The sequence below is a fragment of the Ensifer adhaerens genome (genome assembly GCF_028993555.1).
Taxonomy (GTDB): domain Bacteria; phylum Pseudomonadota; class Alphaproteobacteria; order Rhizobiales; family Rhizobiaceae; genus Ensifer; species Ensifer adhaerens_I.
Window position 1 is genome coordinate 924,541 of the sequence record NZ_CP118610.1, and the last position, 22,303, is coordinate 946,843.

18 protein-coding genes are annotated in these 22,303 nt (G+C 62.5%); 9 read left to right on the plus strand and 9 right to left on the minus strand.

The window, feature by feature from the left end; all coding sequences use genetic code 11:
* Window positions 1–29: 29 nt before the first annotated feature.
* The 4 genes from PWG15_RS04415 (at window position 30) to PWG15_RS04430 (ending at window position 5,759) form a co-directional block, all read left to right on the plus strand.
* A complete protein-coding gene (locus PWG15_RS04415) occupies window positions 30–923 on the plus strand; it encodes a cation diffusion facilitator family transporter (RefSeq protein ID WP_275023294.1) in 894 nt (297 codons plus the stop codon).
* Window positions 924–1,067: 144 nt separating this feature from the next.
* Complete coding sequence (locus tag PWG15_RS04420) at window positions 1,068–1,664, plus strand: NUDIX domain-containing protein (protein ID WP_275023295.1); 597 nt, start codon at window positions 1,068–1,070, stop codon at window positions 1,662–1,664.
* Between the two features lie 103 nt (window positions 1,665–1,767).
* Window positions 1,768–4,377 carry a bifunctional lysylphosphatidylglycerol flippase/synthetase MprF gene (gene mprF / locus PWG15_RS04425; protein WP_275023296.1) on the plus strand — a complete coding sequence of 870 codons (2,610 nt, stop codon included), beginning with the start codon at window positions 1,768–1,770 and terminating at the stop codon, window positions 4,375–4,377.
* Window positions 4,374–5,759: a virulence factor family protein gene (locus PWG15_RS04430; RefSeq protein WP_275023297.1), complete on the plus strand. Its 1,386-nt coding sequence runs from the start codon at window positions 4,374–4,376 to the stop codon at window positions 5,757–5,759. The genes mprF and PWG15_RS04430 overlap by 4 nt, the downstream gene beginning before the upstream one ends.
* A 9-nt stretch (window positions 5,760–5,768) precedes the next feature.
* Here the strand turns inward: PWG15_RS04430 and purN are convergent, their stop codons facing one another.
* Both purN and purM read right to left on the minus strand, forming a co-directional pair.
* Window positions 5,769–6,437, minus strand: coding sequence for a phosphoribosylglycinamide formyltransferase (gene purN / locus PWG15_RS04435; protein ID WP_275023298.1), 669 nt, complete (start codon window positions 6,435–6,437; stop codon window positions 5,769–5,771).
* Window positions 6,434–7,504: a phosphoribosylformylglycinamidine cyclo-ligase gene (gene purM / locus PWG15_RS04440; protein WP_275023299.1), complete on the minus strand. Its 1,071-nt coding sequence runs from the start codon at window positions 7,502–7,504 to the stop codon at window positions 6,434–6,436. The genes purN and purM overlap by 4 nt, the downstream gene beginning before the upstream one ends.
* Window positions 7,505–7,875: 371 nt before the next feature.
* On the opposite strand from purM, the gene PWG15_RS04445 reads away from it, so the two are divergent.
* The 4 genes from PWG15_RS04445 (at window position 7,876) to ppx (ending at window position 13,499) form a co-directional block, all read left to right on the plus strand.
* Window positions 7,876–8,997, plus strand: coding sequence for an AI-2E family transporter (locus PWG15_RS04445; RefSeq protein WP_275023300.1), 1,122 nt, complete (start codon window positions 7,876–7,878; stop codon window positions 8,995–8,997).
* A 26-nt stretch (window positions 8,998–9,023) separates the two neighbouring features.
* Entirely contained in the window at window positions 9,024–9,713 is a 690-nt protein-coding gene (gene hdaA / locus PWG15_RS04450; RefSeq protein ID WP_275023301.1) for a DnaA regulatory inactivator HdaA, read from the plus strand.
* Window positions 9,714–9,777: 64 nt separating this feature from the next.
* Window positions 9,778–11,964, plus strand: coding sequence for an RNA degradosome polyphosphate kinase (locus tag PWG15_RS04455; RefSeq protein ID WP_275023302.1), 2,187 nt, complete (start codon window positions 9,778–9,780; stop codon window positions 11,962–11,964).
* A gap of 11 nt (window positions 11,965–11,975) precedes the next feature.
* Window positions 11,976–13,499, plus strand: coding sequence for an exopolyphosphatase (ppx, locus tag PWG15_RS04460; protein WP_275023303.1), 1,524 nt, complete (start codon window positions 11,976–11,978; stop codon window positions 13,497–13,499).
* Between the two features lie 58 nt (window positions 13,500–13,557).
* On the opposite strand, the gene PWG15_RS04465 is transcribed toward ppx, so the two are convergent.
* Both PWG15_RS04465 and PWG15_RS04470 read right to left on the minus strand, forming a co-directional pair.
* Complete coding sequence (locus tag PWG15_RS04465; protein WP_275023304.1) at window positions 13,558–14,916, minus strand: esterase-like activity of phytase family protein; 1,359 nt, start codon at window positions 14,914–14,916, stop codon at window positions 13,558–13,560.
* A 105-nt stretch (window positions 14,917–15,021) separates the two neighbouring features.
* Window positions 15,022–15,918, minus strand: a complete 897-nt coding sequence (locus tag PWG15_RS04470) for an AraC family transcriptional regulator (protein WP_275023305.1) — start codon at window positions 15,916–15,918, stop codon at window positions 15,022–15,024.
* Between PWG15_RS04470 and PWG15_RS04475 the strand changes: the two genes are divergently transcribed.
* A complete protein-coding gene (locus PWG15_RS04475) occupies window positions 15,917–16,324 on the plus strand; it encodes a PTH2-like family protein (RefSeq protein ID WP_275023306.1) in 408 nt (135 codons plus the stop codon). The two genes, PWG15_RS04470 and PWG15_RS04475, sit on opposite strands and share 2 nt — an antisense overlap.
* 4 nt (window positions 16,325–16,328) lie before the next feature.
* Here the strand turns inward: PWG15_RS04475 and PWG15_RS04480 are convergent, their stop codons facing one another.
* From PWG15_RS04480 to PWG15_RS04500, 5 genes are all read right to left on the minus strand, one after another.
* A complete protein-coding gene (locus PWG15_RS04480; protein ID WP_275023307.1) occupies window positions 16,329–17,051 on the minus strand; it encodes a class I SAM-dependent methyltransferase in 723 nt (240 codons plus the stop codon).
* 18 nt (window positions 17,052–17,069) lie between these two features.
* Window positions 17,070–18,119: an adenylate/guanylate cyclase domain-containing protein gene (locus PWG15_RS04485; RefSeq protein ID WP_275023308.1), complete on the minus strand. Its 1,050-nt coding sequence runs from the start codon at window positions 18,117–18,119 to the stop codon at window positions 17,070–17,072.
* Between the two features lie 186 nt (window positions 18,120–18,305).
* Window positions 18,306–19,457 (minus strand): ribonuclease D, encoded by a 1,152-nt coding sequence (gene rnd, locus PWG15_RS04490; RefSeq protein ID WP_275023309.1) that lies wholly within the window; start codon window positions 19,455–19,457, stop codon window positions 18,306–18,308.
* Window positions 19,458–19,534: 77 nt separating this feature from the next.
* Window positions 19,535–20,935: a multicopper oxidase family protein gene (locus tag PWG15_RS04495; protein WP_275023310.1), complete on the minus strand. Its 1,401-nt coding sequence runs from the start codon at window positions 20,933–20,935 to the stop codon at window positions 19,535–19,537.
* Between the two features lie 95 nt (window positions 20,936–21,030).
* Window positions 21,031–22,272 carry an MFS transporter gene (locus tag PWG15_RS04500; RefSeq protein WP_275023311.1) on the minus strand — a complete coding sequence of 414 codons (1,242 nt, stop codon included), beginning with the start codon at window positions 22,270–22,272 and terminating at the stop codon, window positions 21,031–21,033.
* Window positions 22,273–22,303: the final 31 nt, after the last annotated feature.

Here is a 22,303-nt window from a genome sequence, read left to right on the forward strand (position 1 = left end):
AGGTTGTTCAACGGCAGACGGAACCCTTCATGAGCGGCGACCACCACCATGCAGATGTCAGCAGTACGCCGGTTTCGAGGCTCTGGGCGTCGCTTGGCCTGACCGGCGGCTTCATGCTGGCGGAAGTCGTCGGCGGCGTCCTGACCGGCAGTCTGGCGTTGATTTCCGACGCCATGCACATGTTGACCGACACGGCGGCGCTGGCGATCGCGCTCGTCGCAATCCATGTGGGCCGCCGCCCGTCCGACCTGCTGCGCACCTATGGCTACGCGCGTTTCGAAATCCTGGCTGCTGCCTTCAACGCGCTGCTCTTGCTCGCTGTTGCTTTCTACATTCTCTATGAAGCCTGGAAGCGCCTTTCGGAGCCGCAGGAGATCCAGTCGGGCGGGATGCTGGTGATCGCCGTGATCGGCCTCTTCGTCAATCTCGCCTCGATGCGGCTCCTGACGGGCCACAAGGACGAGAGCCTCAACGTCAAGGGCGCCTATCTCGAGGTCTGGTCCGACATGCTCGGCTCGCTCGCCGTCATCGTCGCTGCAGCGGTCATCTGGTTCACCGGCTGGCAATGGGTGGATTCACTGCTCGCCGTCGGCATCGGCTTCATGGTCTTCCCGCGCACCTGGGTGTTGCTCAAGGAGTGCGTCAACATCCTGCTCGAGGGCGTGCCACCGGGCATGCGGCTTGCCGATGTCCATGCGACGATCGCCGCCGTGCCCGGTGTTACCTCGGTGCACGATCTTCACCTCTGGGCAATCACCCAGAGCCAGCCGTCGCTGACCGCCCATGCGGTGCTCGCCGAGGGCGCCGATGGCGAAGCCGTGCGCCGGGCGATCGAAGAGCGGCTGCGCCAGCAATTCGACCTGCACCACACGACATTGCAGATGGAGCGCGAGGACCGCGCGGCAATGGAACACGTTCACTAGAGCGCCGTGCGTTCGGACGAACGCATAAGGGACGCTCTAGCACTTTGATTGTAGAACATCTTTCCGCTTCAAATGCTTCCACTTGAAAGCGGGATGCTCTAGAGGCAGGAGCGGCTGGATCGCCCCGCCAACGAAGGGTTTCGCATGAGCAAACATCACGATCCGCGCGTCAGGATCATCGGTCGCCGCACGCTTTGGGACGGGTTCATCCATCTTGAGGAAGTGACCCTCGAACAGGACATGTCGAGCGGCGTAACCGCGACGCTGAAGCGCGAGGTCCACGATCATGGCAGTGCCGCGACCATCCTGCTCGTCGACACCAAGCGGCAAAGCGTGGTGCTGGTGCGACAGTTGCGCGTTCCCGTGCTCCTGCAGGGGGACCAGGCCTATATGATCGAAGCGGTGGCCGGGTTGCTGGACGATGATACGCCGGAAGTCGCGATCGCCCGCGAGGCATTGGAAGAGACCGGCTACCATGTCGAAGGCGCCACCCACCTTTTCGATGCTTATATGAGCCCGGGCGCGCTCACCGAACGCACGAGCTTTTTCGTCGGCCGCATCGACGTCACGGAAAAGCGTGGGGATGGCGGCGGGCTTGCGCATGAGGGAGAGGACATCGAAGTTCTCGAAATACCGCTCGATCGGGCCTTCGCCATGATCACGACCGGCGAGATCTGCGACGCCAAGACGATCATGCTGTTGCAATGGGCAAAGCTCAACCGCAACGAGTTCATCGGCTAAATCATTGTTTTATAAGAAGATAATTTATTACGGATATTTCACTTTTTGATCCGTATCGGGTAAGCTAAAGCGCTGATGTTCTCATCATCGACATGGGCGCCCCATGACATCCTCCCTTTCGGAAAGCGCAACCGACGACGAGCAGCAGGCGGAGGGAGGCTGGATCTCCTTCCTGCGCCGCAACCGTCGCTATCTTTCGGCCGCCGGTACGCTATTTGTGATCGCTCTCTTCGGCTTCGCGATCTTTCATCTGACATCCGAAGTTCAGTACGATGAAGTCGTACAAGCGCTGGCGGACACGCCGTGGGCGGCAGTCGCGGCAGCGGTGTTCTTCACGGCCATAAGCTTCCTGGCGCTGACCTTCTATGACGTCAGTGCGCTCGACTACGTAAGGCGAAAGTTGCCCTATGCCGATGTGGCGCTGACGGCCGCTTGCGCCTATGCGGTTGGCAATACCGCCGGATTCGGAGCCTTGAGTGGTGGTGCGATCCGCTACCGCTCCTATTCCCGCCTCGGCATCGAGCCGGAAAACATTGCCCGGATCATAGCCTTCGTGACGCTCGCCTTCGGGCTCGGGCTTCTGACTGTGACCTGCCTCAGCCTACTGGCCGTCGGCGAGTATGTGGCGCCGATGACTGGGCTTGATCCCCTGTTCCTGCGCCTGATCGCCGTCGTCATCCTCGGCGGTTTGTTCACCGTATTCTTCCTTGCACGCGACGGCCGCGAGGTCAGCCTCGGACGCCTGACATTACGCTTGCCGGATTCACGCACGGTCTCGCGCCAGTTCCTGGTGACGGCGCTCGATCTCGCCGCTTCGGCGACCGTCCTCTACGTGCTCCTGCCGACAGGCACCATCGGCTGGCCGGCGTTCCTCGCCGTCTACTCGCTTGCCGTTGGCGTCGGTGTTCTCAGCCATGTTCCGGCCGGCCTCGGCGTCTTCGAGACGATCATCATCGCGACGCTCGGTCACAATACCGATGTCGACACCATCCTCGGCGCGCTGGTGCTCTATCGCGTGATCTATCACGTGCTGCCGCTGGTGATCGCGATCGCCGTCGTTATCGGCATCGAACTTCGGCAGCTTTCCGGCCATCCGGTCGCCTCCAGCGTGCGGCGCATCGGCGGCCGCATGACGCCGCTGCTGCTGGCGACGCTCGGCATCGTGCTGGCGATCATGCTGGTGCTTTCAAGCGTGACGCCGACCCCGGACGAAAACCTGGCTTTCCTGGAAAGCCTGCTGCCCTTGCCGATCGTCGAAGGCGCCCATTTCCTTGCAAGCCTGCTCGGACTGGCGCTCGTCGTCGTCTCCCGCGGCCTTGCTCTGCGCCTCGATGGCGCCTGGTGGGCGTCGATCGCGATTGCGATCGCAGCGCTTCTGTTGTCGTTGATCAAGGCCGTCGCGGTGGTGGAAGCGGGAATGCTCGCCTTCTTCCTCCTGGGATTGATCGTCAGTCGACGCCTGTTCGTTCGACCCGCGTCGCTCTTCGGCCAGGCGCTGACCGTACCGTGGCTGACGGCGCTCGGCGTTATCTGCCTGGGCGCGCTGGTCGTCCTGCTCTTCGTCTACCGCGATGTCGAGTACAGCCACGAGCTCTGGTGGCAGTTCGAATTCTCTGCCGAAGCGCCGCGTGGGTTGCGGGCGCTGCTGGGCGTCAGCATCGGTGCCAGCATGCTTGCGATCTGGAGCCTGATGCGCCCGGCGACCGGGGCGGCGGAGCCCGCTTCCGACGATGCGATGGAGCGGGCCCTGGCGATCGTCGAGGCGCAGGACATGTCCGACGCCAATCTTGTGCGCATGGGCGACAAGAGCATCCTGTTCTCTGCCGACCGGCGGGCTTTCATCATGTACGGCCAGCGCGCCCGTTCCTGGATCGCGCTCTTTGATCCGGTCGGCCCGATCGACGCCTGGCCGGAGCTCATCTGGCATTTCATCGAGAAGGCACGGGCTGCCGGCTGCCGCGCGGTTTTCTATCAAGTTTCGGCCGAAGGGCTCGCCTATTACGCCGACGCGGGGTTGCGTGCCTTCCGGCTCGGCGAACTGGCGCGCGTCGATCTCGCCCGTTTCGAGATGAAGGGCGGCAAGTGGGCGAACCTGCGCCAGCAGGTCAGCCGCGCCCAGCGCGACGGGCTCGAGTTTCGCGTTGTGCAGCCCGGTGACGTTCCTGAAGTCATGGCCGACCTGACAGCGGTTTCCGATGCCTGGCTTGCGCACCACAATGCCAAGGAGAAGGGCTTTTCGCTCGGCGCCTTCGATCCGGATTACCTGGCCGAGCAGCCGGTGGCGATCCTCACATGCAATGGGCGCATCGTCGCCTTCGCCAACATCCTCGTGACCGGGACGAAGGAGGAGGGGACCGTCGATCTGATGCGCTTCTCTCCGGATGCGCCCAAGGGTGCCATGGATTTCCTCTTTGCTCAGGTGATGGAATACTTGAAGGCAGAGGGCTTTCGCGCCTTCAATCTCGGCATGGCGCCACTATCCGGCATGTCGACGCGCCAGATCGCGCCGGTGTGGGACCGGGCCGGCCGTACCTTCTTCGAGCACGGCGAGCGCTTCTACAACTTCAAGGGCTTGCGTGCCTTCAAGTCGAAGTTTCATCCGCAGTGGCAACCGCGCTATCTTGTCGCCAGTGGCGGCATCAATCCGATCCTCGCCTTGATGGATGCGACATTCCTGATCGGCGGCGGTCTCAAGGGAGTGGTGAAGAAATGATCCGTGTCGCGAACGCCTGGAAATGCCTCACCTCGGCGGCGCTGCTGCTTTCGGCTTCCATTCTTCCCGCTGTCGCGGAAGGCGCGCCGAAGAGCTATGATACCGGAATGATCCCCTCGCCACGCATCATGCTGCCCAAGGAAAAGGCGGCCGCACTTGTCGTTCTGCTTTCGGATGCTTCCGGCTGGACGGACAAGGAGCAGGCGGTGGCCGATGCGCTGACCGGTGACAAGACTGTCGTCATCGGTATCGATCTAAAGGCCTATCTCGCCTCGCTCGCCAAGGACGACGGCGACTGCATCTACATGGTCTCCGACATCGAGTCGCTTAGCCAGCAGGTGCAGCGCGCCGTCGGCAGCGATGCCTACCAACTGCCGATCGTTGCCGGCGTCGGCGCCGGTGGCGCCATGGCGCTCGCGATTGCCGCCCAGACGCCGCCCGCCACGATCGGCCAGACGCTGGCGGTGGATCCGGAGGAGGGCATCGCGCTCAAGAAACAGCTCTGCACGCCAGCCGACAAGGTGAAAAAAGGCGACCGCATGGTCTATGGGCTGACCGACGGCGCCTTGCCGGATCCGGTCTCCGTCGTCTTCTCGCCGGCAGCCTCCGCGGATGGGCGTTCGCATGTGGCGGCGCTCATCGCGAAGCATGCGGATGTCGATCAGGAAGACAGCGACGACGACGCCATCACGGCATTGTCCGATCACCTCTCGGATATCATCGACAGCGAGAGCGACGCCGGCAACCCGTTCGGCCTGCCGCTGACCATTCTCGATGCCAAGCCGACGCGTGATACGATGGCGGTGATCTATTCGGGTGACGGTGGCTGGCGCGACATCGACAAGGAGGTCGGCGACGTGCTCCAGCAGCAGGGTGTGCCCGTTGTCGGCTTCGATTCCCTGCATTACTTCTGGTCGGAACGCGATCCCCAGGCGACGGCGGACGATCTCGCCAAGGTGATGAGCTACTACCGCAAGCACTGGAACGTCCGCAACGTGCTACTGATCGGCTATTCCTTCGGTGCCGACGTCCTGCCGCGAACCTTCAACCTGCTGCCGTCAGGCGAAAAGGCGCATGTCCGCCAAGTGACGCTGATGGCGCTGTCGCACATGGTCGATTACAAGGTCTCGGTGCTCGGCTGGCTGGGTGCGGAAGGCGATGGCAAGGGTGGCGATCCGCTCGACGACATCAAACGCATCGATCCGGCGCTGGTGCAATGCATCTACGGAACCGACGAAGAGGACGATGCCTGCCCTGAACTGAAGGGCACCGGCGTCGACGTCATCGGCATCGACGGTGGTCACCACTTCGACGAGGACTATCCGGCGCTGACACGGCGGGTGCTCGATGCGCTCGATCGCAGGCTGGCATCGGCGAAGTAACGACTTGCTTCAGGCGGCAGGCGAGATCAGCGTAGCGTTTGCTTCGGCAGTGCTCCGGCTCACGGCGCGGCCGCCTTCCATGCGCACCTTGCCCTCGGCCATCATTCGAAGCGCCATCGGATAGGCGCGGTGCTCGACGGTCAGCACGCGTGCTGCAAGGCTGTCGGATGTATCTTCGGGGAGAACCGGCACAACTGCCTGGGCGAGGATCGGGCCTTCGTCCATGCCTTCGGTGACGAAATGCACGGTGCAGCCGGCAACCTTCATGCCGGCGTCGATCGCCCGTTGATGGGTGTGCAAGCCAGGGAAAAGCGGCAACAGCGAGGGGTGGATGTTGAGGATCCGCCCTTCGTGGCGCTGGATGAAGGTGGCGGAGAGCAGCCGCATGTAGCCGGCGAGGCAGATGATATCCGGCGACAGGCGATCGAGCTCGGCAAGGATTGCAGCCTCGTGCGCGTCCTTGCTGTCGAAATCCTTGCGCAGGAAGCTGCGCGTGGCAATGCCCAGTGCCGCCGCCTTGGCGAGGCCGCCGGCATCCGCCTTGTCGGCGATAACAGCGACGATTTCGGCGGGAAAGCTCGGCTCGGCCGCGGCCTTTGCTAGCGCCAGCATGTTGGAGCCGCCGCCCGAAATGAAGACGACGACCCGCTTCTTCGCTGACGTCACTGCGCTGGTCATAGGGCGAGGCTGCCCTTGTAGATCGTGCCGGCTGCACCTTCGGCGCGCGCGACCATCCGGCCAAGCGAAAACACCGTTTCGCCCTCTGCCGTCAGGACGGCGGACACTTCGGCGGCCTTCTCGGCCGGAACGACGACGATCATGCCCACGCCGCAATTGAAAGTGCGCAGCATCTCGTTGGCGGCGACGCCACCGGTCTGGGCGAGCCACGAGAACACCTTCGGTGCCTTGATCGCATCAAGGTCGATCTCGGCGGCGAGATGCTTCGGCAGCACGCGCGGAATGTTCTCGGGGAAGCCACCGCCGGTGATGTGGGCGAGCGCCTTGATCGAGCCCGTTTCGCGGATCGCCTTCAGAAGCGGCTTCACGTAGATGCGTGTCGGCGTCATCAGGAGATCGGCAAGCGTGCCCTCGCCGAAGGGCGCCGGCGCGTCCCAGGCAAGGCCAGAGAGCGCGACGATCTTGCGAACCAGCGAGTAGCCGTTGGAATGGACGCCTGAGGAGGCGAGGCCGAGGATGACATCGCCTTCAGAGATGTCGCCTGCCGGCAGCAACTGACCACGCTCGGCGGCGCCGACGGCGAAGCCGGCGAGGTCGTAGTCGCCGCCCGAATACATGCCGGGCATCTCGGCCGTCTCGCCGCCGATCAGCGCACAGCCCGCTTCGCGGCAGCCTGCGGCAATACCGGCAACGATGGCCGCACCCTGATCGGGGTCGAGCTTGCCGGTTGCGAAGTAGTCGAGGAAGAACAGCGGTTCGGCGCCCTGGACCACCAGGTCGTTGACGCACATGGCGACGAGGTCGATGCCGACGGTATCATGCTTGTTGGCGTCGATGGCGATCTTCAGCTTGGTGCCGACGCCGTCATTGGCAGCAACCAGAACCGGGTCGGTGAAACCCGCCGCCTTCAGATCGAAGAGGCCGCCGAAGCCGCCGATCTCGCCATCGGCACCTGGACGTCGCGTCGATCGCACATGCGGCTTGATCTTCTCGACCATGAGGTTGCCGGCGTCGATATCCACGCCCGCGTCGCTATAGGTGAGGCCGTTCTTTCCCGACTGGCTCATGCTCGTTCTCCAAGGCTCGTCGTGCGACAGGTATTTTGCGGATGCGATTGGCACGACAGGCAAGGGAGTGCAAGCCGAGAGCATGGATTGGCGGCGTTTTTTCAACATTTTGCCCATATCCCACGGTAGAAGCGGAACAGCATGGCTCCAAACCGTGTGGCCTCGCCCGGTTGGACTTGACCGGCGCCCGCGCCGCCCCCTATCTCCTCTAAAGGGTTGTGATACGTGATCGGCGCGCGCGGCGCGCCAGAGTGGGATGAGGAAAAGTGTGCGCGGTTTGCCGCCCGCATCCCTCTCTCGCTTACGAGAAACGATCACGTTTATGATTTCAGGTCGATCCGACCTAAACATCGTGATCCAAAGGGAGTGTCATGGATATCAAGGTCAGCGGTTCCGGATTGCAGCGCCAGGTCATCTTCTGGCTGCTGGTGCTTGCCGCCTTCATTGCATTCCTCATGGTTTTCAGCTCGATCCTGCTGCCGTTCCTTGCCGGCATGGCGCTTGCCTACTTCCTCGATCCGGTGGCCGATCGTCTCGAGCGGCTGGGCTTGAGCCGGCTGATGGCGACGGTCGTGATCCTGGTCGGCTTCGTCGTGGTCTTCGTGCTGGCACTCATGGTCATCATTCCTGTTGTCGTCAGCCAGGCCTCGGATTTCATCGCCAACATTCCGGGCTATGCGGCGAAGCTGCAGGTGCTGGTCAATGAGGCGCAGACGCGACTGATCCCGGACTGGCTGGCGAGCCAGATGCCGTCGCTCAAGCAGAGTTCGGGTAGGCTGCTGGAGCAGGCGGCCGCGTTTGTCGGTACGCTCTTCCAGCAGATCTGGAACTCCGGCGTGGCATTGCTTGACGTCATCTCGCTGCTGGTCGTTACCCCCGTCGTCGCTTTCTATATTCTGCTCGACTGGGACCGGATGGTCGAGAAGGTCGACAGCTGGGTTCCGCGCGACTACGTCTCGGATGTGCGCCAGATCGCCCGCGACATGAACGCGACGATCGCCGGTTTCGTGCGCGGGCAGGGCTCGCTCTGCGTCATTCTTGGCCTCTACTACGGCATCGGCCTGTCCCTGGTCGGCCTCAACTTCGGCCTGCTGATCGGCCTCTTTGCCGGCATGATCAGCTTCATTCCCTATGTCGGATCCATGGTCGGCCTCGTGCTCGCCGTCGGCGTTGCCCTGGTGCAGTTCTGGCCGGACTACCTCTGGATCGGCCTTGTGCTTGCAGTCTTCTTCAGCGGCCAGTTCATGGAGGGAAACATCCTCCAGCCGAAGCTGGTGGGCAAAAGCGTCGGCCTTCATCCGGTCTGGCTGATGTTTGCCCTGCTTGCCTTCGGCGCGCTCTTCGGCTTCGTCGGTCTGCTGGTGGCGGTGCCGGCAGCGGCGGCCATTGGCGTGCTTGTCCGCTTCGGCATCCAGCGATACCTTGATAGCGACCTCTATCATGGGCACGGCAAGGCCGTGGAAAAGAAGGCGAAGAGCGACAAGGCCGCCTGATTTCCGACGATTGTCCCGAGTACAGCATGACAAAACGCCCATTTGAACAAATACCCCTGGCCTTCGGCCACGACCCGGCGACGGGTCGTGAGGATCTGCTCGTCTCCGACAGGCTGAGCGCTGCGATCGCCATCGTCGATCACTGGCCCGACTGGCCGTCGCCGGTCGTCATCATCGCCGGACCGGTCGGTTCCGGCAAATCGCATCTTGCCGGCATCTGGAAAGAGCGGGCAGGGGCCGAGACGATCCATCCGCTCGCTGGTTCCGATGCGGCCCTGATCGCGGCGGAGAAGCCTGTTCTCTTCGAGGATGCCGATCGCACCGGCTTTGACGACACCACGCTGTTCCACGTCATCAACAACGTTCGCCAACATGGCACCGGCCTGTTGATGACGACACGGCTCTGGCCGATGTCCTGGCCGGTCAAGTTGCCGGATCTGCGCTCGCGCCTGAAGGCGGCGACCGTCGTCGAGATCGGCGAGCCGGATGACGAGTTGCTGACGCAGGTGCTGATCAAGCTTTTCGCCGACCGTCAGCTCTTCGTTGACGAGCGGCTGGTAGGCTACATCGTTCAGCGCATGGAGCGCTCGCTCGAGGCGGCGCAGACGATCGTCGAGCGCATCGACCATCTGGCGCTTTCTCGCGGAACGAAGCTCAGCCGGGCACTCGCGTCCGAAGTTCTCGAAGAGCTGGGGAATCAGCGGCGGTCCGATTGACTGTCACAGAACCGTCGTCAAACTGAGATAGCCGGTGCAGCCGGAGCAATGGGATCGAATGGGCATGGATAACGCGGTATCGGCGGTGAACGAAAATCAGGCAGCGGCGGAAGATGTCGACCTGCTGACCAGCCCGCAGCGCTTCATCAATCGCGAATTCTCCTGGCTGCAGTTCAATCGTCGCGTGCTCGAAGAAACGTTGAACACGGCGCATCCGCTGCTGGAGCGCATTCGCTTCCTGTCGATCTCTGCTGCCAACCTCGACGAATTTTTCATGGTGCGCGTCGCGGGCCTGGAAGGCCAGGTGCGCCAGGGCCTTTCCATGCGCTCGCCCGATGGCAAGACGCCAGTCGAACAGCTCGAAGACATCTTGAAGGAAATCGACAACCTGCAGATGGAGCAGCAGGCCTCGCTTGCCGTCCTGCAGCAGTATCTCGCCAAGGAAGACATCTTGATCGTCCGCCCGGCATCGCTGTCGGCGCAGGACAAGAGCTGGCTTGCCAACGAATTCGACCAGTCGATTTTCCCTGTGCTGACGCCGCTTTCGATCGACCCGGCCCACCCGTTCCCGTTCATTCCGAACCTCGGCTTCTCGATGGGCCTGCAGCTCGTCAGCAAGACCGGTCGCGAGCCGATGACGGCGCTCTTGCGCCTGCCGGTCGCGCTCGATCGCTTCATCCGGCTGCCGGATGTCAAGAACGTCATCCGCTACATTACGCTCGAAGATATGGTCAGCCAGTTCATCGACCGGCTGTTCCCCGGCTACGAGGTCAAGGGTTCCGGTACCTTCCGCATCATCCGCGACAGCGATATCGAAGTGGAAGAAGAGGCCGAAGATCTGGTGCGCTTCTTCGAAACCGCTCTGAAGCGCCGCCGCCGCGGTTCGGTGATCCGCATCGAGACCGATTCGGAAATGCCGGCATCGCTGCGCCAGTTCGTCGTGCAGGAGCTCGGCGTCCCGGAAAACCGCATCGCCGTGTTGCCGGGCCTGCTGGCGCTCAACACGCTTTCGGAGATCACCAAGGCGCCGCGGGACGATCTGCGCTTCGAGCCCTACAATCCGCGCTTTCCAGAGCGGGTACGCGAACACGCCGGCGATTGCCTGGCTGCGATCCGCGAAAAGGACATGGTGGTCCACCACCCCTATGAATCCTTCGACGTTGTCGTGCAGTTCCTCTTGCAGGCGGCGCGCGATCCGGATGTCGTTGCCATCAAGCAGACGCTCTATCGCACCTCGAATGACAGCCCGATCGTGCGCGCGTTGATCGACGCGGCCGAGGCCGGCAAGTCGGTGACGGCGCTGGTCGAGCTCAAGGCCCGTTTCGACGAGGAGGCCAATATTCGCTGGGCGCGCGACCTCGAACGCGCCGGCGTGCAGGTCGTCTTCGGCTTCATCGAACTCAAGACCCACGCCAAGATGTCGATGGTGGTGCGGCGCGAGGAAGGCAAGCTCAGGACCTACTGCCACCTCGGCACCGGCAACTACCATCCGGTGACGGCGAAGATATACACCGACCTGTCGTTCTTCACCTGCAATCCGGTGATCGCCCACGACATGGCGAACATCTTCAACTTCATCACCGGCTATGGTGAGCCGGAGGCCGGCATGAAGCTGGCGGTTTCGCCGCACACGCTGCGCCCGCGCATCCTCAAGCACGTGGATGAAGAGATCGAGCATGCCAAGGCCGGGCGCCCGGCAGCGATCTGGATGAAGATGAATTCGCTCGTCGATCCGGAAATCATCGACGCGCTCTACAAGGCCAGCCGCGCCGGCGTCGAGATCGACCTCGTGGTGCGCGGCATCTGCTGCCTTCGTCCGCAGGTCCCGGGTCTGTCAGACAATATCCGTGTCAAGTCCATCGTCGGTCGTTTCCTCGAACATTCCCGCATATTCTGCTTTGGCAATGGCCATGGGCTTCCATCGGAAAATGCCCTTGTCTATATCGGCTCGGCGGATATGATGCCGCGCAATCTGGATCGGCGGGTCGAGACGCTCGTGCCTCTCATCAACCGGACTGTGCACGAACAGGTTCTGTCGCAGATCATGCTGGGCAATCTCATCGACAACCAGCAGAGCTACGAAATTCTTCCTGATGGCACCTCTCGCCGGATGGAAGTCGGCAAGGACGCCGAGCCTTTCAACGCACAGCACTATTTCATGACCAATCCCAGCCTCTCCGGCCGGGGTGAGGCCCTGAAGTCCAGCGCACCGAAGCTCATTGCCGGCTGGAAGAGCGGCTGGCACAAATAAACTGGAATTGCATGGTCGAATCTGAAGCGCAGGGGCGTTTGCCCGGCATCCGCCCGGTTTCCGTTGTCGATATCGGTTCGAACTCCATCCGCCTTGTCGTCTATGAAGGCCTGAGCCGCTCGCCGGCCATGCTGTTCAACGAAAAGGTGATGTGCGGTCTCGGCAAGGGCATCGACGCTACCGGACGCATGGACGAAGAAAGCGTCGAGCGTGCGCTCAAGGCGCTGCATCGCTTCCATGCGCTCTCGAAGCAGGCGCGTGCCACGTCCATGTATGTGCTCGCCACGGCCGCTGCGCGCGAGGCGAGCAACGGCCCGGCCTTTATCGAGAAGGCGGAGGCGATCCTCGGTCACAAGGTCCGCATCCTCACCGGCGAGGAGGAGGCCTATTATTCCGCCATGGGTATCGTCAGCGGCTATTACGACCCCGACGGTGTCGTTGGCGACCTTGGCGGTGGTTCGCTTGAACTCGTCGATGTCTCGGGCACCAAGATCGGCAAGGGCATCACCCTACCTCTCGGGGGTATCCGCCTGTTCGAACACAGCAATGGCTCGCTGACGAAAGCACGCACCTGGGTGCGCAAGTTCATGAAGAACTCGGCTGTCCTGAGAACCGGAACGGGCCGAACCTTCTATGCCGTCGGCGGTACCTGGCGCTCGATCGCCAAGCTGCACATGGAGATCCGCGACTATCCGCTGCACATGATGCAGGGCTACGAAATTTCCTTCGACGAGGCGATGGCGCTGCTGCCTGAAGTGATCGAGCCGAAAAACATCAAGCCCTCGGCCTATTCGACGATCTCGAAGAGCCGCCGCAGCCTGCTGCCGTTCGGGGCGATCGCCATGCAGGAGGCGCTGTCGATCATGAAGCCGGAGCGGATTTCGTTCTCGGCACTCGGCGTGCGCGAAGGCTATCTGTTCTCGTTGCTGAAGGACGAGGAACGCGCCCAGGATCCGCTGCTGACGGCGGCGAACGAAATCGCCATCCTGCGCGCCCGCTCGCCCGAGCACGCCCGCGAACTTGCCGATTGGACCGGCCGTATGGTGCCGTTCTTCGGCATCGAGGAAACCGAGGAGGAGAGCCGTTATCGCCAGGCAGCGTGCCTTCTCGCCGATATCAGCTGGCGCGCACATCCGGATTATCGCGGCCTGCAGGCGCTGAACATCATCGCCCATTCGACCTTCTCCGGTATCACGCATGCAGGCCGCGCCTATATCGCGCTCGCCAACTACTACCGCTTCGAAGGGCTGAACGATGACGGCGCCACGAACGCGCTTGCCGGCATCACCACACCGCGCTTGCTCGAACTGGCAAAGCTGCTCGGTGGTCTGCTGCGTGTCGCCTACCTGTTCTCGGCGTCGATGCCGGGGATTGCGCAGAACCTGACGTTCCGCAAGTCGTCCCAGCCGGACGTGGATCTCGAAATCGTCGTTCCGGCCGCCTACTCGGAGTTCGCCGGCGAGCGGCTCGACGGGCGCCTGCAGCAACTCGGCAAGCTCACCGGCAAGAGGCTCGCTTTCCACTTCGAGAGCTGAGCTCAGAACGCTTGGAACTAAAAAGGCGCGCAAGCTCAAGCCTGCGCGCCTTTTTTGATTACTCGGCCTTCAGAAAGTCGCCGACTTCGAGCAGCACGAATTCGTTGTCGTCGGCCTTGTCGAGCGCGCGGCCGGCCGAGAACGGCAGGTTGTTGTCGTTGCCGACGATGATATGGGTCTCATCGACGCGGTCGACGTTCTCGATGGTGACGAAGGGCATGTCGTAGAAGCCTTCGCCGCCGCCCTGGCGCTTCTTGTTGTCCGGGTCGGCGATCTTCAAGAGATCGATGTAGCCGATCTTGCGCACGGCCTTGCCGACATTGCTGTCGTCGAAGGCGATCTTGTAGATGCGCTTGACCTTGGAGCCGGTGGCAAAGCAGTCCGGCTTCGGGTCCTTCGGATCGGCGCAGGCCTTGTCGACCGTGCCGGCGCCGTTGTCGCGCTCGATCACCAGTGCTGTTCTGTCGTCGAGCATGTTGAAGTCGCCGATCGCTTCGCCCCCTTCGGCAAGCGGATAGAGCCAGCTGCGGCCGGTCCACGCCTTGCTGGCGACATCGAGTTCGATGATGCGCAGCGCCGGCCGACCCTCGGCCTGCTCGACCGTCTCGCTGTCGGTCCAGAGCGGGCCTTCGAGCAGACCGTAGAGCTTGGAGCCGTCCTTCGAAAGGGCCATGCCTTCATAGCCGCCGGAACGCTTCAGGTTGAAAGCGGGCGTCTTCTTCGACGGATCGGCCTGCAGTGTCAGCGTTGGATTGTCGGGTGACAGGACCGGCTTGCCGTCGACAGTGGTCGCAATCACGTCCGTCAGCTTGCCTTCGAGGTCGAACTTGAGAATGTACGGACCAAACTCCTCGCCAACCCAGAAGCCGTCGGCAACCGGCTGGATCGATTCGAAGTCGAAGTCAGCGCCGGTGAGATAACGCTTGTCGGAACCTTCCATGACGATCGGGAAAGGCGCCTTCTTGTCCGGGTCAGTCAAAAACAGCGTCTTCAGTGCCTCGACCTTGCCGGCGTCCCAGTCCATCTTGACGTGATGCAGCATCAGCATGGCGTCGGTGGAGTTCAGCTTGTTGCCGAAACCATTGTCGGAGAGGCTCCAAAAGGTGCCGTCTTCCAACGCCTTGATGCCGGAGAAACCCTGCATCGGCTGTCCGTCGAAGGGCAGCGACAGGCCGGTCGGACGAACGCCGTCCTTGCCGGGCACGGTGCCGAGTGCCTCGGCGCGCTTGCGGTCCGCAGTGGTGAATTTGCCCGAAGTCTTCAGGTATTCTGGTGCGTCGGAAGGAGCCGCGATGATCGTGTTCGCCGGCAGGATCGCGTGACCCTTCAGGGTCGCGGTGAAGGACTTTTCCTCGGCCGAGGCGGCCATCGTCATCAAAAGAGAGAGTGCCGCGGTGGCGAGAAGCGTTTTCGTCATGAAAGTCACCATGGGTTGGAAGCCAAAGACGGCCATCCGATAGGCGGCTTTGATGACGGTTGGGTGATGCTTGCCTTACAGGGCGATGAAGCTTTGGTGACAGGCTCAGCCGGCAATGGCGAGGCTTGCCCAGCGCCCGGGCGTGATGCCGTAGGCGCGCTTGAAATGGCGGGTGAAATGCGCCTGGTCCGCAAAGCCGGTTTCGAGCGCCGCACCTGCAAGACTTTCTCCCCTGGCAATCATCTGCCGGGCGCGCTCCAATCGGCGCATCAGGAGATAGCGATGTGGGCTTGTGCCGAGAACTTTACGGAACTGCCTCGCCAGCGTGAAGCGATCGAGCCCGCTGACCACTTCGAGTTCCTGGGAGCCCACGGATCGTTCAAGATTGGCGCGAAGGTATTCGGTCGCCTGCAGAACGGTATGCTTGTCGGCCTTTCCGGGGTTGATGTCCTTGGCGCCGGCATGCCGGTAGAGGCCCTCGGCGATCCGCACGAGGATGTCGTCGAGCGCCAGCTCGTCGATACCGTTGTCGAGGTCCATGACGGCCTCGCCGACCGCCTGCCGCAGCGTCTCGTCACCCACCACGGGCGCTGCGACGAAGGGCAGGGCGCGCCGTCTTTCGTCGAGCGCTGCGAGCAAGCGCTCCGGCTGCAGATACATCATCCTGTAGCGTAGCCCCGTCTCGGTTCCCGCGCCGCCATCGTGGATCTCGTCCGGGTGGAGGATGATAATACTTCCGGGTTTGCTGAAGCGGCTTTCGCCGCGGTACTGGAACGTCTGGACGCCGCCGAGCGTCACGCCGATCGCATAGGTGTCGTGGCGGTGTGGTTCGAAGAATTTTCCATGCAGGCGGGCTTCGATGCGCTCGATGCCATCGACGGCCGGAGCGACCCGAATACCGTCGCCGGGTGTCCCGCACAATCGTTCAAGATCAATCGCAGCACCTTCCGATAATGCGTCTTCCGGTACGCCCTGTCGGGCTGAAATGGAGATGACCGTCATGTTCGATACCAAATTTGCGATCGTATTGCGCGAAGACCTGGCAACCTGGCAGAAGCTGAACGTCACCGCCTTCCTCGCCACCGGTATTGCCGGGCAGAAGCCCGATATCATCGGTGAAGATTATCGCGATGGCGCCGGCAACGTCTACAACGCCCTGAGCGTCCAACCGATCATCGTCCTGGCCGCAGATGGGAAGACGCTCGGCAACATTCAACGGCGTGCGATCGAAAGAGAGGTACGAGCCTCGATCTATGTCGACGAGATGTTTGCCACCGGTCACGACAATGCCAATCGCGCGGTTTTCGCCGAGACCAGCCCGGATGATGCGGCGGTCGCCGGCATAGCCATCCACGCGGACAAGAAGCTGGTCGACAAGATCACCAAAGGTGCAAAACTTCACGGATGAACGGCTACCCGCCGACGATGAAGATCATCTCCCTCGACGAGCCTTCATCGAAGGGCGTCCAGTCCCAGGCGCCGCAGACCTGCCGCACACGCAGACCGGCAGCCACCAGTTGCTCGACGATCTCTGAGCGCGAGTAGAAGGATATTTCACTCTTGGAAACAAGTTCCCTGTCTGGAAAACCGTAGCGCAGTTCGAACGACAGGCGCCTTCCGTCCCGGCGCAGGATCCGCCGCGATTCCCGGACGGGTGTACCTTCGAGTTGCAGGTCGGCGTCATAGTTCCAGACGGCAGCCCAATCGATGGCAGGGTTGCGGGTCTCGAAGGCGACCGTCCCGCCGTCGACCAGATGATCCCGCATCGTCGCGAAGGTTCCGGCTATGTCCGTTTCTTCATGGAGCGTCTGAAAGGCATTGCCTGTCATGACGATGAGATCGAAGCGCTTCTTCGAGCGGAACATCTGGGCGGACGACAGGTGCCAGTCGACCTTGGAGCCGTGCGGCTTCCGCCGCGCGATAGCGAGCATCGCGTCTGCCGGATCGGCTCCGGCAACATCGTGGCCGCGCGCGGCATAGGCGTCGCAGAGAAGGCCGGTACCGCAGCCGAGATCGAGAATCCGCTTCCGGCCGTTACCCGCAAGCGCCAGGTAGAAGTCCCGGTCGACAGACCAGCCGCAGTTGAGGTCGTAGAGCGCTGCGAGAGTGGGGTCTGTGTAATGAAGATCGTTCATCACAGCGTCCTGGCAGGTCTATTCCGCAGCACTGGGCGCAAGGGCAGGCGTTGAACCTCCCACACGCAGCGCCAGAACGCCGAGCTTTTGGCCGCGGCCCTTGACCGCATGTTCGCCGAGATCCTCGACCCGGACATAATGCGGCAGCCGCATCTTGCGGGCGAGGTCGGTGGAGATCAGCACCTGGTGGCCGAGTGTCTTGCAAAAGCCTTCCAGCCGGGCGGTGGTGTTCACCGTATCGCCGAAGTAGGTGATCTTGTGCCTGTCGAGGCCGATTTCGGCGGCGACGATAGTGCCGCCATGAAGGGCGGCGCGCAGGCGCGGGACCTCGCCGAATTCCTTCTGCCAGCGGTGCGCCTCCGCATCGATGAGTTCCAGGATGTCGAAGACGCAATGGATGCAGGCCGCATTGTTGGTGGCCCGGTCGAATGGCCATGTGATGACGGCAGCGTCGCCCACATAGTCGTCTATCGATCCACGATAGCGCAGCACGGGGTCGGCGATCGTTGCGAACAGCCGTCCGAGATATTCCTGCATCCGGAGGTCGCCATGTTTCTCGGCGTAGGAGGTCGAGCCGGCGAGGTCGACGAACAGGAAGACGCGCTCTTCCTGGATCGGGTTGCGGTACCGGCCCGTCAGCAGGCTCAGAAAGACATCGCGACCCAGGAGTTCGCGAACCCTAAGGATGAAGACCAGGGAACCGGAGATGCCCAAGGCGAAGATGAGCACCGTCTTGGACGGTGTCATCGCCTCCATCCAGGTGTCGTCCATGACGCCGCCTGTCTGCATGATCAGGCCGGCCGCGGCGTAGCCGATGTCGAGAAGCACGAAATAGATCGCGAGCGAGGCGACGAAGAAGACGGGCGTGGAGAAGGCGTGGATCCGCCGATTGAGCCGCCGAAAGATGACGCGTCGCTCAAACGCGATGATCGGCAGGCACATGAAGAGCGCGTAGGTGGCGCCGATCAGGGCGCCCTTTCCATAGAAAACCCATGCGTAGGCCGCGCCTGCGCCCGCGATGACGAGCAGCAGCAGAAGTCCTTCGAAAGTGGAGAAGCGCCAACGCATAGGAAGCCCCGGTACGGAAGAAGCGGCATACGTGTCAGTCGGCACGCAACGTTGCCGCGCTTCCACGCTTGGTCACCTTCGTTCAAGATGACGGTGATTCTGTTCCGCCGGGCTTTCAGCTAGAGCCGGATTCGGGCGGAAACTTGACTCCGCCCGATACCGTTTGTCGCCTGTCGCAAGCGTGATCTAGCTGCCTAGCTCCACCGCCTCGATCTTCTTGTCGACGAAACGAAGAGCCACTTCGCCGCTGATCAGCTTCAGCGCGGTTTCGCCGAAGAGTTCGCGCCGCCAGCCCTTGAGCGCACCGACATCGGCTTTCTCGCCTTCGGCAGCGATCTTGTCGAGATCGTCGCTGTTGGCGATGATTTTCGCGGCCACGCCCTGTTTTTCGGCGATGAGCTTCAAAAGCACCTTCAGCATTTCGCCTGCGGCAGCGGCGCCTTCCGGCGTATGGCTTTGGCGCGGCAGCTTCGGCAGATCGGCCTTCGGGATCGCAAGCGCCTCGTTGACCGCCTCGATGACTGCAGTTCCGGCGCTGGAGCGTTCCCAGCCCTTGGGAATGGTTCGAAGCCGTGCCAAGGCTTCTGTGTCCTTCGGCTGCTGCTGGGCAATCTCGTAGATGGCGTCGTCTTTCAGGATGCGGCCACGTGGCACGTTGCGGGCACGCGCCTCGCGTTCGCGCCAGGCAGCGACGGTCTTGAGGACGGCGAGTTCGATCGGTTTCTTGACGCGCATCTTGAGGCGCTGCCAGGCGTCATCAGGGTGCAGGTCGTAGGTGTCGCGCGCCTCGAGGATCGCCATCTCCTCGGTCAGCCACAACGACCGGCCCTCGCGTTCCAGCTCTGCCGCCAGGTACTTGTAGATGTCGCGCAGATGCGTGACGTCGGCGAGCGCATAGTCGAGCTGCTTGTCGGTCAGCGGCCGGCGGCTCCAGTCGGTAAAGCGCGACGACTTGTCGATTTGCGTGCCCGTCACGCGGTTGACGAGCTGGTCATAGGAAACACTGTCGCCGAAGCCGCAAACCATGGCCGCGACCTGCGTGTCGAAGATCGGGTGCGGAATGAGGTTGCCGAGATGGAAGATGATCTCGATGTCCTGACGCGCGGCATGGAACACCTTGATGACTTCCGGATTGGCCATCAGCGCAAAGAAGGGCGAAAGGTCGATGCCTTTGGCCATCGGGTCGACGATGACGGCAAGATCCGGGCTCGCCATCTGGATCAGGCAGAGCTCAGGCCAGAAGGTCGTCTCGCGCAGAAATTCAGTATCGATCGTAATATAATTTGAAAGGGCCAGCTGCTGGCAGGCGGCCTCAAGGTCTGCGGTTGTTTCAATCATCAGATTTAAATCACTGTGGCAAAAATGCGGCTTGCATTTTCGTGTAGCCCGTCGCGCCATCTGTCACAATCGAAATCTCAGACGATCTTGAAATAACCCGTCATGCCGGTCTTCTGGTGCTCGATGATGTGGCAATGGACGACCCAGTCACCGGGATTGTCTGCTACCAGCGCCACTTCCGCCTGTTCGTCGGGTAAAAGCAGAATCGTATCGGTCGGCGGCGGCAGGAACGTCCGTTTGTTGGAGTTGAGAATGCGGAAGCTCAATCCGTGCAGATGGATCGGATGGGCGTGCGGCGTCCGATTGGCGACCTGCAGCACGTAGCTCTTGCCGAGCTTCATTTCCTCGATCGGCGCAATCGGGTCGGGCGTGTCGCCCGGCCACGGCACTTTGTTGATCGCCCAGAACGTATAGCCGAGCGAGCCGCAGATCGATGGAGCCGCCTTGTGCTCGGCGGTTGCCGTCAGCTCGATCGGCACGCGGGTCGCGGTGGAAAGGTCCGCCTCGGCGATCGGGTTGGCGGGCAGGGGGCCGACCTCCTTGAGGTCGCGTTTCAGCGACGCGCCGATCGCCCGGAAGCGCGCGATGGTCCATGGATGGGACCCACGGAAGTTGCCGAGCGTAACGGTCTGGCCCTCGCCATCCGGCATGCGCACGACGAGGTCGACGCGCTGGCCTGGGCCGAAATCGTAGCGGTCGAGGGCAAAGGGTTTGTCGACCGGGTTTCCGTCGAGCGCGATCACCATCGCCTCAGCGCCATCGAGGCCGATCGTGTAGATGCGCGTGACGTCGGTTGCGGCGATGCGCACGCGGATGAGCCCACCGGCCGGTGCGTCATAAGTCGGTTCCTGCTGCCAGTTGGCGGTGCGCACCGTGCCATAGGTCCCGCCACGCGCAGCATCGCGCGGCTTGAACGGATCGATGAATGCGCCACCCGTGCCAAGGCGCCAGTCGCGGAGGTTGAGAACGATTTCGCCGTCGAAGACCGGATCGTCGGGGTTCTCGACGACGATCACGCCGGTGAGCCCGCTGCCCATCTGGGTCAGCGTGTTGCAGTGCGGGTGGTACCAGAAGGTACCGGCATCCGGCGGTGTGAAGACGTAGTCGAAACGATCGCCCGGATAGACATAGGGTTGCGTCAGTTCAGGAACGCCATCCATGGCGTTGGCGATGCGAAGTCCGTGCCAGTGCACTGTCGTCGGCTCGTCGAGCCGGTTGATGAGACGCGCGGCATAAGGTTCACCCCTGCGCATGCGCAGGACGGGCGGCATGCCGCTGTTTTCTGCCTCTCCCAATGCATAGGTCATCACTTTCGGTGTGATGCCGTCGCTGGCGATCTTTGCATCGATCAGCCGCGCTGCCAGAAGCTGCGGATCCGGCGCAGCCCCGGCGCGGGCCGCCATGCCGGCGCCGAGGGCAAAAGCACCTCCCAGGGCAGCGGAGCCTTGAAGGAAGGTGCGGCGGCTGATGACGGGCATTTCGGCAATCTCGGTAGCTGTTCGTGTTGTCGCCGGTTCTAAACCTGATTGTGGAGTTCAGCAATTATCCGGACTGCGCGCATCTTGCCGCAGGCTCAGCCGTCCTTGCGCTTGTGATTGTTGCCGGCCGCGAGCTTGTTGAAGAAAGATGAGGTGCGCAAGAGGTTGCGAAACGGCATTGCGCGCGCTCCAGCAGGCACGGGTCCGCGTGCCGTCATGCGTTGCAGGGTGTAGAGCATGAACAGGAATAGGATCACCGCTGTGTAGATGAACAGCGCCTGCGGCCCGAAGATCTCGAGCAGGAAGGAGGCAAACAGCGGCCCGATGATCGCGCCGAGCGACCAGAAGAACAGCATGCCGGCCGAAACGAGTGCGTGCTGGCCCTCGGCCGCATGGTCGTTGGCATGCGCTGAGCAGAGCGAATAGAGCGGCATGGCGAAGGCGCCGAAGAGGAAGATGCCGGCAAAGTTCAACCATTCGTCGTTGCCGGCGCCAAAGGCGAGGAACAGTCCGGCAAGCAGCGAGCCGAATGTGGCGATGAGGATGATCAGCCGGCGGTCGATCCGGTCGGAGTAATGGCCGAGCGGGTATTGCAGCACGACGCCGCCGATAATGCCGGCGCTCATGAAGGTGGCGATCGCGGTTACCGAAAGGCCGATGCCTTGCGCATAGATCGGCCCGAGCGAGCGGAAGGCGGCGTTCGTCAGGCCGACGACGATGCAGCCGACGGTCGCAAGCGGCGAGATGTTCCAGAGCGCCTTCACGTCGAAGCGGATCGCTTCCGGGGCGACCGGGCTCGAACGGTCGGCAAAGGAGATCGGCACCAGCGAGAGCGTCAGCGCCATCGAGATGATGGCGAAGAGTTCGAAGCCCTCGAGGCCGATGCCGGGGATGACATATTGCGCCGCCGTCACCGAGCCGAGGTCGACGAGGCGATAGACCGAAAGCGTGCGTGCCCGGTTGGCATTGGTGACACTCGCGTTCAGCCAGCTTTCGACGGTCGCGAACAGGCAGGCAAAACAGATGCCGGCCAGAAGCCGCATCAGGAACCACATCAGCGGATTGATGACCAGCACCATTGAGATGGCCGCAGCGGAGGCAATTGCCGCCATGGCCGAAAAGGTGCGGATGTGGCCGATGGCGCGCAGCATGCGGGTGACATAGACGCAGCCGAGTGCAAAACCGATATTGTAACCGGCTCCGACGACGCCGATCAGCGACGTCGAGAAACCCTCCTCAAGCGCACGCAGCGAGATGAACGTGCCCTGCAGGCCGTTGCCGCCAATGAGGATGCCTGCGGTGACGAGGAGGGGAATGAGCGGGCGAATCTGAGACATGGGGCAGGCGACATCCGGGAAAGCGGCCGCG